Origin of the sequence: Stenotrophomonas sp. Bg11-02, from assembly GCF_002836635.1 — a bacterium.
In the GTDB taxonomy this organism is placed as follows: Bacteria; Pseudomonadota; Gammaproteobacteria; order Xanthomonadales; family Xanthomonadaceae; genus Stenotrophomonas; species Stenotrophomonas lacuserhaii.
This window is the reverse complement of sequence record NZ_PJAY01000070.1, coordinates 65,226-80,764: the sequence shown is the minus strand read 5'-3', so window position 1 is coordinate 80,764 and position 15,539 is coordinate 65,226. Positions and strand designations below refer to the sequence as shown.

Annotated in this window: 14 protein-coding genes; 13 read left to right on the top strand and 1 reads right to left on the bottom strand. The window is 62.1% G+C overall.

Annotated elements, in window-relative coordinates:
* From CXG43_RS17520 to radC, 5 genes are all read left to right on the top strand, one after another.
* Window positions 1-318, top strand: coding sequence for a hypothetical protein (locus CXG43_RS17520; protein ID WP_101101290.1), 318 nt, complete (start codon window positions 1-3; stop codon window positions 316-318).
* A 76-nt stretch (window positions 319-394) separates the two neighbouring features.
* Window positions 395-1,372 carry a lambda-exonuclease family protein gene (locus CXG43_RS17515; protein ID WP_101101288.1) on the top strand — a complete coding sequence of 326 codons (978 nt, stop codon included), beginning with the start codon at window positions 395-397 and terminating at the stop codon, window positions 1,370-1,372.
* Window positions 1,369-2,268: a hydrolase or metal-binding protein gene (locus tag CXG43_RS17510; RefSeq protein WP_228756293.1), complete on the top strand. Its 900-nt coding sequence runs from the start codon at window positions 1,369-1,371 to the stop codon at window positions 2,266-2,268. The genes CXG43_RS17515 and CXG43_RS17510 overlap by 4 nt, the downstream gene beginning before the upstream one ends.
* A 24-nt stretch (window positions 2,269-2,292) precedes the next feature.
* Complete coding sequence (locus CXG43_RS19230) at window positions 2,293-2,451, top strand: hypothetical protein (RefSeq protein WP_157825095.1); 159 nt, start codon at window positions 2,293-2,295, stop codon at window positions 2,449-2,451.
* Window positions 2,452-2,582: 131 nt separating this feature from the next.
* Complete coding sequence (gene radC, locus CXG43_RS17505; protein ID WP_101101285.1) at window positions 2,583-3,086, top strand: DNA repair protein RadC; 504 nt, start codon at window positions 2,583-2,585, stop codon at window positions 3,084-3,086.
* Window positions 3,087-3,185: 99 nt separating this feature from the next.
* Here the strand turns inward: radC and CXG43_RS17500 are convergent, their stop codons facing one another.
* Window positions 3,186-4,091 (bottom strand): hypothetical protein, encoded by a 906-nt coding sequence (locus CXG43_RS17500; RefSeq protein WP_157825097.1) that lies wholly within the window; start codon window positions 4,089-4,091, stop codon window positions 3,186-3,188.
* Between the two features lie 171 nt (window positions 4,092-4,262).
* Here CXG43_RS17500 and CXG43_RS17495 point away from each other — a divergent pair, with 171 nt between their 5' ends.
* The 8 genes from CXG43_RS17495 (at window position 4,263) to CXG43_RS17460 (ending at window position 15,529) form a co-directional block, all read left to right on the top strand.
* Window positions 4,263-5,714 (top strand): phage tail tape measure protein, encoded by a 1,452-nt coding sequence (locus tag CXG43_RS17495; protein ID WP_101101282.1) that lies wholly within the window; start codon window positions 4,263-4,265, stop codon window positions 5,712-5,714.
* 197 nt (window positions 5,715-5,911) lie between these two features.
* Window positions 5,912-6,157, top strand: coding sequence for a DUF4258 domain-containing protein (locus CXG43_RS17490; protein WP_101101280.1), 246 nt, complete (start codon window positions 5,912-5,914; stop codon window positions 6,155-6,157).
* Window positions 6,158-6,159: 2 nt separating this feature from the next.
* A complete protein-coding gene (locus CXG43_RS17485; protein WP_101101278.1) occupies window positions 6,160-8,055 on the top strand; it encodes an N-6 DNA methylase in 1,896 nt (631 codons plus the stop codon).
* The gene (locus CXG43_RS17480; RefSeq protein ID WP_101101276.1) at window positions 8,052-10,232 is read left to right on the top strand and encodes a class I SAM-dependent DNA methyltransferase; all 2,181 of its coding nucleotides are present in this window, start codon (window positions 8,052-8,054) and stop codon (window positions 10,230-10,232) included. The genes CXG43_RS17485 and CXG43_RS17480 overlap by 4 nt, the downstream gene beginning before the upstream one ends.
* Window positions 10,229-11,428 carry a restriction endonuclease subunit S gene (locus CXG43_RS17475; protein WP_101101274.1) on the top strand — a complete coding sequence of 400 codons (1,200 nt, stop codon included), beginning with the start codon at window positions 10,229-10,231 and terminating at the stop codon, window positions 11,426-11,428. The genes CXG43_RS17480 and CXG43_RS17475 overlap by 4 nt, the downstream gene beginning before the upstream one ends.
* A 71-nt stretch (window positions 11,429-11,499) precedes the next feature.
* On the top strand, window positions 11,500-11,835 hold the full coding sequence (locus CXG43_RS17470) for a type II toxin-antitoxin system Phd/YefM family antitoxin (RefSeq protein WP_101101272.1): 336 nt from the start codon (window positions 11,500-11,502) through the stop codon (window positions 11,833-11,835).
* Between the two features lie 3 nt (window positions 11,836-11,838).
* Entirely contained in the window at window positions 11,839-12,195 is a 357-nt protein-coding gene (locus CXG43_RS17465) for a hypothetical protein (RefSeq protein WP_101101270.1), read from the top strand.
* Window positions 12,196-12,199: 4 nt separating this feature from the next.
* Entirely contained in the window at window positions 12,200-15,529 is a 3,330-nt protein-coding gene (locus CXG43_RS17460; protein WP_101101268.1) for a type I restriction endonuclease subunit R, read from the top strand.
* Window positions 15,530-15,539: the final 10 nt, after the last annotated feature.

Below are 15,539 nucleotides of genomic sequence, written 5' to 3'. Positions count from 1 at the left end.
ATGGAAGTCGATCAGCTCGACGTTGCGTACATCGCGATAGGCGCCAAACAGGCGCTGGACAAAAGCGGGGCCCCGTACGCGAAGGTTCCGTTCCAGGGGGAGTTGGGCTACGTCCAGGTATGTATCGACCAGGCCGAGCTTCTGACTCGCGCCTGGCGCGCATGCAGTGAGGTGTTCCCCGGTGTCTGGTGCTACGAGGTGGCCGAGCCCTTCGGCGTGGCCTTCGGCAAGCACCTCTTGGCCGGAGGGGGTCCTGAGAGCGCTCAGAGCATCCTCAACGGCGTGGTGGCCGCAGCGATGGCGACATCGCCGGCCTAAGTTTCGACGTTGTCAGGCAACCCCATAAGCCCGGCCTCCCCACGGAGGCCGGGCTTCTTCTATTGGAGAATCGGAAATGAGCAGATCAGCGGCGATTCGCCTGGTCGATACACGCTCCCTGGAGCGAGAGCAGTGGTTGGAAGTTCGCAAGCAAGGCATCGGCAGCTCAGACGCGGCGGCCGCGGTGGGCTTGTGTCCGTACAAGAGCCAGCTGGAACTCTGGATGGAGAAGACCGGCAGGGCCGTTCGTGGCGAAGAGCCGGGTCAGGACAGTCCCATGTATTGGGGCACCCTGTTGGAGCCGCTTGTCGCCGCGGCCTACACCGAGCGGACCGAGCGAAAGGTGCGCCGCGTCAATGCGGTGCTTCAGCATCCGACCTACAGCTTCATGCTGGCCAACATCGATCGGGAAGTGGTCGGTGTGCCGGATGTCCAGATTCTCGAGTGCAAGACAGCTGGGGAGTTCGGGTCACGGCTCTGGCGCGACGGTGTGCCGGAGTACGTCCAGCTCCAGGTCCAGCACCAGCTGGCCGTGACCGGCAAGCAGGCCGCAGATGTGGCGGTCCTCCTGTGCGGCCAGAAGCTTGAGGTCCATCGGATCGAACGGGACGAGGAGGTGATCTCCCGCCTGATCGTGCTGGAGGCCAGGTTCTGGGAGCACGTGACCCAGGACACCCCGCCGCCGGCCGATGGAAGCGAGTCTGCCGCTCGGGCGCTACGCAGCCTCTACACCGGCAACGACACCAGCATCGACTTCAGCGAAGACGCCGAGCTGTCGGCCACCTTCGACGGGCTGGTGCTGCTGCGCGACGAGATTGCGCAGATGGACAAGCGGGCAGAGCAGATGCGCCAGCAGCTGGAGCAGTCGATGGGGGATGCCTCCCGGGCGATCTTCCCGACCGGCGAGATCACCTACCGGCGCTCCAAGGACGGCACGAGCGTCGACCTCAAGAGGTTGACCGAGGCTCACCCGGATCTCGTGGTCGGTTTCACCGTTGAGCGTCCCGGATCCCGGCGGTTCCGGATCGTCCCCAACCAGAACGAAGGAGCATGATCATGCTGAAAGGCTTGGCGATCACACCGCCCGTGATCGGGCGGATCTCAATCGGCCGCGTGGTCGAGCGCAACGGCAAACGCCTGCCGGAGAAGGATGACCAGTTCACTCTGACGAGCCAGGTCCAGAATCGGGAAGGCTGGATTTTGCATCCGCTGGATGAAACGTTGCGCAAGGAGTCCGGCGGCAAGCTGCGTTCGATTCCGGTTTGCCTGCTCTTCAACGATCCCGGCTTGAACCTGCGCGCGGACTATTCGCTCTTTGACCGGACGACCGGCAGGCCGGTGTGTGTCGGCAACGGGGAGACCAGCCGGAGGATGGGCAAGGGCGGAATCACGCAGGAAGCTTGTCCTGGCCCCGACGGCTGCCCCTTCGCCATGGGCGAGTGCAAGGCGTACGCCCGCTTGAACGTGAGGGTCGGGGACGAGGACGAACTCGGAAGCTTCGTGCTCCGCACCACGTCGTACAACACGATCCGGACGTTGGCAGCCCGGTTGGCGTACTTCGATGCCGTCTCGGGTGGTCGTCTGGCGTGCATGCCGCTCGAACTGAAGCTCCGCGGCAAGTCCACGACGATGAGCTTCAGGTCGGCGATCTACTACGTCGACCTGGTGATCAGGTCAGGCCTGTCGCTGGAGCAGGCCATCGTGGAGGCGAGGACGCTTGACCAAGCCCGCAAGGACGCGGGATTCGATCAGGCGGCGCTGGATGAGGCCGCCAGGCACGGTTTTGCCAACGGTGCGTTCGAGGACCTGGTGGAGGACGTACCGGCCGTGGTGGAGGAGTTCTATCCCGCCGAGGCGGGTGTGGGCGGGAATGGCGTCACGAACGGGCCTGCAGGCGGCAACTTGCAGGACAGGCTGGAAAACAAGGTCGCCCGATTGGGGACCGGTTAGTCGTCAACGAATAGGAGAAAGACAATGCTGAAAGCGATTGGTGGGGCTGTGGTGTACGGCTTCGCGCTTTACGACCTCAACACCTTCATGGAGAAGGTCAAGGTCATGCAGCGCGTCAAGCGACCGCTGGATCTGGGGGATCCCGGTCAGGTTGCCGGGCAGGAGGACGTCCCCGTCGCGTAGCGGGGGCTCGTCGGAACTGCCTGGCTTGCGGGCAAGGCAGGGCAACGTGAGGGCAGGGAACAAGGGGCGCATCCGCGCCCCTTTTCTGTTGCCGTCGAATCAGGACACGAAAATTCATCGAGGAGAACCAGATGGAGTCACCACCCATGAGCTTGCCCCCGCTGTACGTTCGAAGCGGCACGCGATCCTACAAGGTTGCCAGCGCCGACGAGGTCTTGGAGGCGGCCCGCGCCGTCGTCGGGCAGAGGATGCACCGTGGGGCCGCCTTTTCGGACCCCCAGACCGCCAAGGCATTCTTCCGCGACAAGCTGGGCGGGTTGGGTCAGGAGGTCTTTGCCGCTGCCTTTCTGGACACCCGTCACCGTCTGGTCGAGTACGTGGAACTGTTTCACGGAACCATCGATGGAGCCGAAGTCCATCCGCGGGAGGTAGTCCGTCATGCACTCCGCTGCAACGCCGCCGCGGTGATCGTGGCCCACAATCACCCTTCTGGTTCGGAACATCCCTCAGCTGCCGATCGCGCCGTGACAACACGCCTCAAGCAGTCGCTCGCCCTGGTCGATGTGCGCCTGATCGATCACGTGGTAGTCGGTGGACTGCAGACGGTGACCTTGGCGGAACGTGGCTGGCTTTGACTGCCACACGCGACGCCCGGTGGGGAGCGCAACCTGATCGACTAGCCTGCCAGCCAATGGGGGCTGGCAGGCTGGGGTCGAGTCTTCATTTTTTTGGTCTTACGAGGGTGAATTAGTCTCTTCGCGCGTTGTTTCGACCAGCGGCCGACCCACTAGGCGCACCGGGTCGAACGAGAACACGTGCTCCAGCGGTGCATCATGGCAGCGACCAACCAGCCGATCCGGGAACGCGGCCCGTCCGTGGTCGAGATCCACTTCGGCCGAGCAGATCGGGCACGTGCCCCAGTGGCGCACGACGGCGAATTCGCGGGACTTCAGCTTTCGACCAGGTGCCGGCATGGTGCGAAGCTGGCCGTAGAGCTCGCTCAGAGCCAGAAATGACGGCCCTGCCATGGTGACCCGCTGTGTGGGCAGCTGGAACACCGGCCGCGACAACCACCACAGCCCGGCTGTCACCAGCATCACGAGGCCGAGCTGAGCCAGTGTTGCGGTGGTCACAGGGGCGCTCCGGCCCCATGAGGAAAACAGCAAGAACCAGGCGATTCCCATCAGCACCATGTTCATGGTGGCACTGCCGATGAGCACGTAGCCACGCCAGGACTGCACAGGGAACGGCCGGCTGCCGACCGTCAGCCTTAGCCACAGCGCAGGCTTGACCGGATCCATTTGGTAGCGCATCGAGGTCGGGTTGACCTCGGGCGTCGTGTTGTCCTCAGTTTCCGCCTCACGCGTCGGGCGAAACCCGAAGGACAGCCGGGAGGGTAGGCCACGGCCGCCACCCTTCTTGACCACGAGGTCGGGGGTCAGGGCGCAGCCCTGCTGGGCGCACCGCTGTCGGAGCTGCTCCTGTCGCGAGTCCCACCATTTCTCCAGCTCGGTCGCCCGGAATACCTTGGAGAGGCCATCGCCGGTTCCTTCGAGTTGGTGAAAGAGTGCTCGAAGTGTCGTGGTGTCCGTCTCAGGAGGCGGTTCTCCGCGCGAGATCGCCGTCAGGGTCGTGTCCATGACCTCCCGGAGGACACGAGCGTTGCGCTGCTGGCCCCCCTCCCGATCAAGCCATCCAAGGGCCAACTGGAGGGATTCAACCTGCGGATTACCCGTTTGAGCGGGTTTAGATCTGTTTTCGTCCATGGCCTGCCGCGAATTTCTGCTTTCCCTCCGATCAAGGAAAGCACCATGGACACCATCCCAGAGCGGTTCTCACTCCGCAATCCGTCGGGCAATCCGCTGGCACGGCGCGGCGGGTTTCGCGTTCCATTTGGACTGAAAGATGGCCGTGTCTTAGCGCCGAGCGAGGTCCCGAAGGGCAAAGCGTGCGGCTGCGTTTGCCCGGGGTGCCATGCCCCCTTGTCCGCCAAGGCCCAAGAAAGCCGGCGCAAGCGCCCCCACTTCGCTCACCTGGTCGACACTGGCTGCCACACTGGTCGCGAGACCGGAATCCACGAGCGAGCCAAGCAACTGATTGCCGATCATCGGCGGCTGGTGATCCCGGCCTGGACCGGTGACCCAATAGACATGCCCAATCCGCCGCATGCCCGGGACGCAGATGGTCTGCTCCACTGGGGCCGCCAGATCGATCATCCGACCCGCGGCATGGAGTTGCGCGACATCGAGATTGAGCGATCGTTTGGCACCTACCAGCCCGACGTGGTTGCCCGAGATGAGGTCGGCGAGCTCCTGATAGAGATCCGCGTGACCCATGCCGTTGGCGACATCAAGGCGGCGCGAGTTCAAGCCGAGGGCCGGAGGATGGTCGAAGTCGACCTCTCCCAGCTGCACCGGGACATTCCTCACGACGTGGCGGCCTTCGAGCATGCGGTGCTTGTCGACCCCGCCAATCGCAGCTGGATCTCCTGCCCCAAAGCAGTTGCGGAGTGGCAGGCCTCCAAGCTGGAATTGGACGAGCAGGTTGCAGCCCGGAACCTGGAGATCGCCCAGCAGCGCGACCAAATGGTCAAGGCGGCCCAGGCACGCCAGGAGCGTGAGGCCCAAGAGACCAAGGACAAGGAGGGCCGGAAGGCCTACGTGCGTCGACAGAAGCGCGCGAAACACGCCGAGGACCTGGAGCATCTAATCGAGCTGACGTCGCCTGAGCGAATCGACCGGGTCCTGCGCGAGTACCGGATCAGTGCAGAAGATCGGGTCAGCGAGCTCCTGAACTCTGTGCCGGCGGCGGTGCGCTCGGCCTGTCTGCGCGCCCACAAGGATGCTTGGATCTTTGGAGTGGATCCGGTTCTCTGGCAGCTCCTGGCCCATGACCACTTCATCACGAAACGATCCCCAGGTGATCGGTTCAACCAGAGGGACGTCGCCACTTGGGTTCGCCGGAGCTTCTACACAGAGAGGGCGCTATACAGGCTCTTCGTCACCCAATATGCCAACCGAGCCGAGGCCCAACGCGCGGGCTTTCCCAAAAGGCGGCTGGCCTACTGGGTATTCACTGACGAAGAGAACGACCGGATTCCGAACTTCTACACCCCCGTCAACGACTTCATCGACCGGCTAGAGTCCGCCAGAGTCATTCGGCAACTGCCGGCGCCCAAAGGCGAGTGCGAAGTCCTTCCGCCGCCGTCTTCGGGCTTCACGCCTGCGGCGGCAGTGGCAATGGGGCCGCTTCCGCTCGGCTAGAAGGGGGAGCGCGGAGGGCCTCTGTTCCTCTTTTCTCTTTTTTTTCAATAGGATAGAGTGCTTTTGGCACGCTAGCCTACCGAAAAAACTGAACATAATTTAAATAAACACAACCGCATTAGGCAATTACTGCAGCTTTCGCATTGACTTGCGCCGCGCATAGGTGCAGCCTACGCTTAACAGCGGAGGGAGCTGCAATGCATAAGACGAAGCACTTTCAGCAGCGGATGGGCCAGCGGGGCATCAACCAGGCGATGATCGATCTGGTTTTGGGGTACGGCGAAAACGAGGGCAGCAAGGTGGTCCTGAGCCGCAAGAAGTCGGAGCAGCTTCGCGAAGCGCTTCGCACCCTCATGAAGATCGTAGACAAGGGCGGCTTGGTGGTCGTTGCCGAGGGCGATGCCCAGATCACCACGTATAACTATGCGGGCAGGAGCCAGTGACTATGTCCAAGGACAATGCCGGACAGGTCCTGTTCCAGGTGATGGAGCACTTCCGCAGCACCTCTCTCAGCGTCGACGAGTCCAAGTTGCTCGCGTTCCAGTTGCTCACTTGGGCGCATCTGTCGGCAAAGGACAGGCTTGAGCCCAGTGTCACGCTTGATACCGCCGTGGCTCAGGGAGGCGTCGAGGGGCTGTTGAGCGTTCTGAAGAAACTGTTCTGGCAACCCGGCGCGCTCGGAATGGCGTTTTTCAATGCCAATCGATACGTCGAGCAGGCGAATGATGCGGTTTTCGCTGCGCTGAGAACGGTGAAGTACCTGGTCGACGGCGGTGTATTCGAGAGGTTCTCGCCGGTCGATGTCGCCGGTGACCTGGTCGGTGGCACTTTCGAGGGTTTCGATGTGCCCGTCGAGCTGGCGCGTCTGATGAAAGATGTAGCGGTCGGTGAGACTACGCGTGCGGCCTACTTGCCTTGGGAGACTAGCGGCCAGCTTGTCGGGGTGCTGATGGATCAGCCTGACCTCCGCGTCCACGCTGAAGCACATCTCGGATCGCAAGTTGCGGCATTGCTGGCCCTGTTTCGTGGAGCGCCTACAGACGTTGCGTCAAACGATCCGCTGCGTGCGCCTGCAGCAGTTCATGGCGGACACCTGGAAAGATTTGACGCAACTCTTTCGATTCCACCGATGGGCATGGCCGGCGGCGTCGATGACGTGGTGATGCAGGACATCTACAGCCGCTTTCCTGTGGTCAAGGCCAGCGTGACAGGTCTGATGGTGCAGCACATTGCAGCGCAGACACGTGGCATTGCCGCCATCGTTGTACCTAATGGCTTTCTCTTCAGCTCAGGCAAGGACAGGGACGTTCGCGAATACCTGTTGAAGCAAGGCTGGGTCGAGGCGGTCATTGCGCTGCCCAATGGCATCTTCCAATCCAGCGGGCTGGGAACATCCATGCTGGTGTTGAACACGCAGGCACGCCACCGTCGCGTTGGATTCGTCGATGCATCGTTGCCGCACTTCCGTGCGTCGATGGGCAGGGGGCGGGTTGCGCTGCAGAGTACTGGCCTCATTCTGGACTTCTGCAGGCAGGTGCGCGTCGAGTCTGATATCCAAGCGGCTGCTGGACGTCAAGAAGAGGACTCGTATACGCAAGTCGTCAGTCTGGACGCCATCTTCGACAACGATGCCACGCTGGATGTCGGTCGCTACGTCATTCCAGACCAGCAGCGTGAAGCGCAAGCGCGGATGGAAACCCTGCCAACCGAAACACTGGAAGATGTGGTCCGCATTCTCATTCCAATACCCAACAGGGACCGCGGAGTGGATGTGTCAGCAGGAGTCGATGTTCTCGAGGTCGGGGCCGTCGATCTTCCCAGCGCAGGCTACATCCGGACCCCCGAGAAGAGTGTCAGAGTGCAACTGGCCGCCAAGCGTTCCGGCGATGTAATGGATATCTTCCTGCGGCCGCATGATCTGCTGTTGGTCGTGAAAGGCACCGTTGGAAAGATTGGCATCGTGCCCGACAACGTGCCGCCACCCGGGGATGGTGGCTGGATTGCCGGACAGTCGTTCGTGGTCCTGCGGGGGGCAAAGCCCGGCGTGGACCTCCGTGGCCTGGGTTTGTGGTTGCGGTCGAAGATGGGCCAGCAGGTGCTGGACGGCATCAAGACCGGCGCGACCATTCCCATGATGTCCATCAGTACGCTGCGCAAGCTCAAGGTCTTTGCGCTGAACGCGGCATTGACTGAGGCCGCAGTCGAAATCATCGAACGAGAAAAAGAGCTGCAATGGCAGATTGAGAGCTTGCAGGATGAGCAAGCCGGGATTGCAGAGGACTTCTGGAAGGAACTTCTCGCACAGCTACAGCAGGTCGACAAGGGTCAGAACACCCCATGAACATCCAGCAACTCGAAAGCGACCTGTGGCAATCGGCAGACGACCTGCGCGCCAACTCCAAGCTCACCGCCAGCGAATACTCGATGCCGGTTCTGGGGCTGATCTTCCTGCGCCACGCCAGCAACCGCTTCAATGCCTACCTGCCCGGGATCACCGCCGGAATCGGCCCGAAGGTTCCCGCTTCACGGCGGGAAGCCCTCATCAAGCTCGGCTTCCAGGGCAAGGCCGCAATCTATCTGCCGGAGGCGGCGCGCTTCGAGAACATCGCCGCCCTGCCGGCGGGCCCAGGAGTCGGCGAAGCGATCGATGCGGCCATGGACAGCATTGAAGCCGAGCATGAAGTCCTGCGAGGCGCGCTGCCGCGTGGCTTCCCCGCGTTCGAACCGGACCTGCTGGCGCGGCTCATCAAGGTCTTCGACGGGGAGGCGATCCGCAACGCTACCGGCGACGTGTTCGGGCGCATCTACGAGTACTTCCTCAACAAGTTCGCCATGACTGGCGCCCAGGAGGGCGGTGAGTTCTTCACCCCGCCATCGCTTGTGCGGATGATCGTCAACGTCATCGAACCCGACCACGGCCTCGTGCTGGATCCGGCCTGTGGGTCGGCGGGCATGTTCGTGCAGTCCGGCCATTTCATCGAGGGCCGCGGGCAGGATCCGCTGGACTCCGGCGTGGTGTTTCACGGGCAGGAAAAGAGCGACACCAACACCAAGCTGGCGCGCATGAACCTGGCGGTGCACGGACTGGATGCCAGCAACATCCGCCAAGGCAATACCTTCTACGACCAGATTGAACCGCTGATTGGCGAGTGCGATTTCGTCATGGCCAATCCGCCGTTCAACGTGGACGGCGTGGAGACCAAGAAGGTCGAAAGCCAGGTCGCGCTCGGTAGCCGCTTGCCGTTCGGTCTGCCCGGCTTGAACGCCAAGACCGGGGCGATCTCCAATGCCAACAGCCTGTGGATCCAGTACTTCCACTCCTATCTGAACCCGACCGGCCGCGCCGGGTTCGTGATGGCGTCGAGTGCATCGGACGCCGGCAACAAGGACAAGGAGATCCGCGAGAAGCTGGTCAGGACCGGCGATGTGGACGTGATGGTCGCCATCGGCAACAAGTTCTTCTACACCCGCAGCCTGCCGTGCACGCTGTGGTTCTTCGACAAGGGCAAGCCGGAGTCGCGCAGGGACACGGTGCTGATGCTGGATGCACGCAACGTCTATACGGTCGTCTCCGCGCGTTCGCATGTCTTCACCGAGGAGCAGCTCGCCAACCTCAACGCGGTGGTGTGGCTGTATCGGGGGGAGGGCGACAGGTTTGCGGCGCTGGTGGCCAGCCATCAGCAGCAAGCGGATGGCTGGTTGGCGCAGCTGCCGCAGCGGCTGGCCGACGACACGGCGGCAATCGAGGCGCTGGCCCGGAATCTGACCGTGTTCGGCACAGGCGCGACGCTGGCCGAGCTCAATGACGGCGTTGACGACGAGGCCCGGCTCGATGAAACAACGCTGGAGGCCTTCAAGGCAGAGCTGGACGCGGCTCGGGAGGACGGCAAGGACACCGGGCAAGCCGTCGCAGACCTAGAGGCGGCGGTGAAGCTTGCACGCAAGGTCGTTGCGAAGGCCCGGCCGGACAAACTTGCCAGCGTGAAGGTCGCGCAGGCCGCGCTGGAAGACCTTGCGCCGCAACTGAAGGCCACGGCCCGGCAGCTTGAGGCCCGACACAAGCAATGGCTGAAGCTGCTGGACAAGGCTGAGAAGGAACTGCGCGGGCGCAAGAGCGACGCCTTCGATGCCAAGGCCATCCGAGAGGCCAGGCGCGCCTTGCTGGCCGCCGACCGAAATCGGAACGAAGAGGCCACGGTTCGCGACCTGGCGCTGGAGGCGCTCAAGCAATCCGGGTATTTCGTCGCCCAGGCGCACTGGCTGCTGTCGCGGTTTCCCGATGGCGTGTTCGTAGACGTGCCGGGCCTGTGCGCTGCGGTCACTCGTGAGTGCATCGCGCAGAACGACTGGTCGCTCACCCCGGGGCGCTATGTTGGCGTGGCGGTGGTTACCGACGATGACGAAGAAGGGTTTGTCGAGCGGATGCGGGCCATCCACGACGAGCTGGCGGAGTTGAATGAGAAGGCGGGCGAGCTTGCCGCGACCATCAGCGCCAACTTCGAGGAGCTGGTGGCGTGACGAAATTGATTGATCTGTGCGAGTTGATCGTTGACTGCGAACATAGGACTGCGCCGACTCAGGGTGATGGCTATCCATCCATTCGCACGCCGAACATCGGACGCGGATACTTCATTCTTGACGGTGTGAACCGCGTTTCAGAACAGACGTACGTCGAGTGGACGAAGCGAGCGGTTCCTCAATGCGGCGACTTGATTCTTGCTCGTGAAGCGCCAGTTGGAAATGTTGCTGTAGTCCCAGCAGGCCAAAAGTTCTGTCTCGGGCAGCGCACAGTTCTGATTCGTCCCGACAAGGAAAGGGTTGACCCTGACTACCTTTGTTACTTGATGTTGACGCCGAAGATGCGAGGGGTGCTTCTCGGCAAGTCTGGTGGGGCAACTGTCCACCACTTGAACATGAAAGATATTCGTGCGTTAGATATTCCCGCCTTGCCAGAAATAGATGAGCAGAAGGCGCGTGCGAGGGTAATCAAGAACTATGATTCCCTTATCTCCACCAATCAGCGCCGCATCATTCTGCTGGAGGAAGCCGCCCGTCGCCTACACCGCGAATGGTTCGTGCACCTACGCTTTCCCGGACATGAAGCCGTCAAGGTGGTGGATGGCTTACCGGAGGGGTGGCAGCGAAAGAACCTGTTTGATATTGCTGAAGTTGATTATGGCTTCGCGTTCAAAGCTAATCAGTTCAATAGCGAAGGCGTTGGGGTGCCTGCCGTTCGCATTCGAGACATACTTAACGCTTCGACTTCCACATACACAACGGAAGACGTGGATAGCTCGTACATCATTGAGCGGGGTGACTTCTTGATTGGCATGGACGGCATTTTTCACATGAACCATTGGGTCGGGGGGGGCGCCTATTTGGTTCAGCGAGTCTGTCGTGTTCGGCCTCTTGATGAGAAGTTCAGAGCATTCGTCGGCCTCTCTTTGCGAGGCCCCATCAAGGATCTTGAGAAAACAATTCAGGGTGCGACCGTTGCACATCTTGGTGCAAAGCACCTGAAGATGATTGAGTTGTTGACTCCAACTGGCCTTGATGAAGAACTGGAATCGCTGAATGCAATGCTCTGGCAGGGGGTTCTGCTGCGCGAGAAGAATGCAATGCTCGCAGACGCTCGCGACGCCCTGCTCCCGAAGCTGCTGAGCGGAGAACTGGATTTATCCGGCATCACGCTGCCGAAGCCGGAAGCGGCGTAGCCGAACAGGCGGATTTGCCAGAGATAGACGAATACATTAAGGTTTGCATGCATCAACACCCGGAGTCCGCCATGCCCATCACCTCACAGGACATCGTGCCCTTCAACAAGGCCCGCGCCGACCTGACCCGGCTGGCCGACGAAGTCCGCGCGGGCCATGAAAAGATCATCACCCGCAACGGAGAGAGCTACGTGGCGCTGGTGGATGCGCGCAAGCTGGACTATTACCACCGGCTTGAGCGCGAAACCTTGGCACGGGCCAACTTCCAGCTTGGCCTGCTGAACGACGTGGCAGCGGGTCTGCAGGACATTCGCGCGGGCAAGCCAGGAATCCCGGTGGAGGAGGCCAGGGCGCGCTCGCAGGCCCGGCTGGAAGCGGCCAAGGCCGCACGCAAGACACGCGCCTGACGCATGCAGGTCGTCCTCGGCGCGATCTACGAGCGCAGACTGGACGAGGCCGTGGCGTACCTGCTTGACGTTGGCGCGGATGCCGCGGCGCAGGAGCTGCTGGACCAGGCGTACGACGACTTGCCTAAGCGCCTGGCGCAGGCGCCGCGCATCGGGCGAGAGTTCATGGCCCACAACCCCGAAGCGCCTGAAGTGCTCGCCGCCTGGGCGGCCGTGCGACAGCTGCTCGGCGATGACATCGAGCTGCGCGAGTACATTCTGGAAGAGTACCTGGCGCTGTATGCCATCGATCAGGGCTGCATCCATCTGCTGACGCTGCGCCATCACCGCCAGTGCGGCTTCGACTTCAGCGAGGCGTAAGGCGATGAACGCACGGGGAGATTACAGTGAAGACGGGATGATCCAGAAGGATGCCGCGGCAATCCTGGGTGAGCTTGGCTGGTCGTCGATCCATGCCCAGGCCGAGACCGAGGACAGGCCGCACCTCACCGGGCGTAGCAACTTCACCGAGACGGTGCTTAAGCACGATCTGCGCGCCGCGTTGGAGCGGCTCAATCCCGGCTTGCCCGAGGAGGCCTACCGGCAGGCCATCGACCAGGCCACCGCCCACGACCACGCCAAGACCCTGGTCGCCATCAACCAGGACAAGTACGAGCTGTTGCGCAATGGCGCGCTGGTCCGGTTCAAGGATGGCGTCGGGCGAGCCGTGGAACGCCGCCTGCGGCTGGTCGATTTCGTCGATCAGGAAAACAACAGCTTCAAGGCCGTGCGCGAGCTGTGGGTGCGCGGGAGGAACTACCTGCGTCGCGCCGACCTGGTGGGCTTCGTCAACGGCCTGCCGCTCGTGTTCGTCGAGCTCAAGCGCTTCGACGTGGACTACCGCGACGCCTACAAGAAGAACTACCGCGACTATCGTGGCACCGACGAATCCGGCAAGCAGGCCGCCATCGAGGGCAGTATCGAGCAGTTGTTCCATTGGAACCAGTTCGTGGTGTTCTCCAATGGCCACATCGCCAAGTACGCCAGCATCACGGCCACGCCCGAGCATCACTACCAGTGGAAGCGGCTGGACGAGGACGATCCGGAGCCGGGAAAGAGCACGATGCAGCTTCCGCTGCTGCTGCGCGGAATGATGGACAGGGCGCGGCTGCTGGACATCGTCGAGAACTTCATCCTGTTCGACACCAGCGAAGGCGGCGCCGCCAAGATCGTGGCCCGCAATCACCAGTATCTGGGCGTGAATCGCGTCATTGCGCGCCTGCAGTCGGACGATGACAAGGTGAAAGCCGAACTGGCGAAGGGCCAGCTCGGCGTGTTCTGGCATACCCAGGGGTCGGGCAAGTCGTACTCCATCGTGTTCCTGAGCGAGAAGATCCGGCGCAGGGTGTCGGCGGGCTACACCTTTGTTGTCGTCACCGATCGCAGCGAGCTGGATGACCAGATCGCCGGCACCTACACCCATTGCGGGCGCGCAAATGCCAAGGATGACCAGGCCCAGAGCGGCGCCAGCCTGCGGGCCATGCTCCGCGACAGCAACCGCAGCCATGTGTTCACCCTGATCCAGAAGTACCGCGAGCGCGTGACGGAGCCCTATTCGGAGCGCGGCGACATCATCGTCATCAGCGACGAGGCGCATCGCAGCCAGTACGGACGCCTGGCCCTGAACATGCGCAAGGGATTGCCCAATGCCAAGTTCATCGGCTTCACCGGCACGCCGCTGATCGAAGCGGCGGAGAAGCAGCTGACCCGCGAAGTGTTTGGCGACTACGTCTCTGTCTACGACTTCCAGCGTGCGGTCGCTGATGGCGCGACCCTGCCGCTGAAGTATGAGAACCACGGTGAGAAGCTGAAGATCGTTGATGATGATCTGAACGAAAAGATCACCCGCTACATCGAGGAAGCCAGGCTCGACTCCACGGCGGAAGACCCGTGGACGGACGAGAAGGAAGACAAGCTCTACAGGAAGCTGGCCAGGGAATACACCATCTTCACCTCGCCCACGCGCCTGGACGCGGTGGCGGAGGATTTCGTCAAGCACTACTCGCAGCGCCGCAATGCCGTTTCCGGTGGCAACAGCAAGGCGCTGATGGTCTGCATCGACAAGATCACCTGCGTGAAGATGTACGACCTGATCGCCGACAAGTGGAAGGCGCTGGGCGACATGCTGAAAGTGGAGCTGCTCGCCGACGAGGCGATCTTCAATGCCAAGTATCCCCAGCGCCCCTTGCCCAGGATCATGCAGCAAAAGCGCGAACGCCTGGAGTGGATGCGCGAAACCGAATTCTGCGTGGTGGTGTCCAGCGAGCAGGGCGAGGTGGAGGAGTTCACGAAGTGGACCAATCACCGTGGTGAGCCGCTCGACATCGCGCCGCATCGGGCCAAGATGACCTCGCGCAACCTGGAGCAGGAGTTCAAGAAGGCCGAGAACCCGTTCCGGGTCGCCATCGTCTGCGCGATGTGGCTGACCGGCTTCGACGTGAAGTCACTGGCCACCCTGTACCTGGACAAGCCAATGCGGGGCCACACCCTGATGCAGGCCATTGCCCGGGTGAACCGCGTTGGGGGAGGTAAGGCCAACGGCCTGATCATTGACTACAACGGCATGATCAAGAGCCTGCGCAAGGCGTTGGCGACGTTCGCCCAGGGCGACCGGGACGGCAAGCTGGAAGTTGGCGAAGGCGAGGACCCCGGCTATCTGGAAGACGACGCCGAAGGGATTGCCGAGTATGCCGCGAGCATCGAGCATGCGGCCGAGTTCCTGGCGGACCTTGGCTTCGAGCTGCAGGACGTGATCGACGCCCAGGGCATGGACAAGGGCGAGAAAATCCTGGAGGCCTGCGATCTGCTGGCGGCCAGCCATGAGCGGCGCAAGACCTTCATGGTGATCGTGGAGGACGTTGCGGCCAAGTATCGCGGCCTGTTCCCGAATCCCGGCCTGTTCGCCTATGACGAGCAGGAGAGCGCCCTCAACGCCATCTACAACAAGCTGCAGGCGGCACGCACGTCGCCGGATATCACCAGGCTGCTGCAGGGTTTCTATGACGTGGTGGACCTTGGCATTGGCCTGGAGCAGGGGGCCAGCAAGGCGCCTGCGCAGTTCGACCTGAGCACCATCGACTTCGACCGGTTGCGGGCGGAGTTCCAGAACATCAAGCAGAAGAATCTGGTCGCGCTGAACCTCATGGAGAAGATCGAGGAAGGGCTGAAGGCTATGGTGCTTGAGAACCCGACGCGGATCGACCTGTACGAGAAGTTCCAGCGCATCGTTGCCGAGTACAACACCGACAAGGACGAGGCTGAGATCCAGAAAGTGATGGGAGAGCTGTTCGCTACCCATGACGAGATGGACGAGGAAGCCAGGCGCTTCCAGCGGGAAGGCCTGGAGACCGAGCAGCAGCTCGCCGTGTTCGACCTGTTGCGGAAGAAGTCACTCAGCCGGAAGGACCGGGAGGCGGTCAAGAAGGCGGCCGTCGAGCTGCTGGCGAGGCTGGAGGAGCGCAATCTGCTGATGGGCCACCTGCGCGACATGGCAGCGAAGCAGGCGCAGTTGCGTCACGAGATCGAGAACCATCTGTGGGACAGCGGAATGGCCGACATGGGCTATTCCGAAGACGAGGTGGTGAGCAAGGGCGATGCCGTGTTCGCCTATCTGTTTGCCGGTGCTGCCAGCGGCAGTGCGCGGATGCTTCATTGACGCGTGTCGG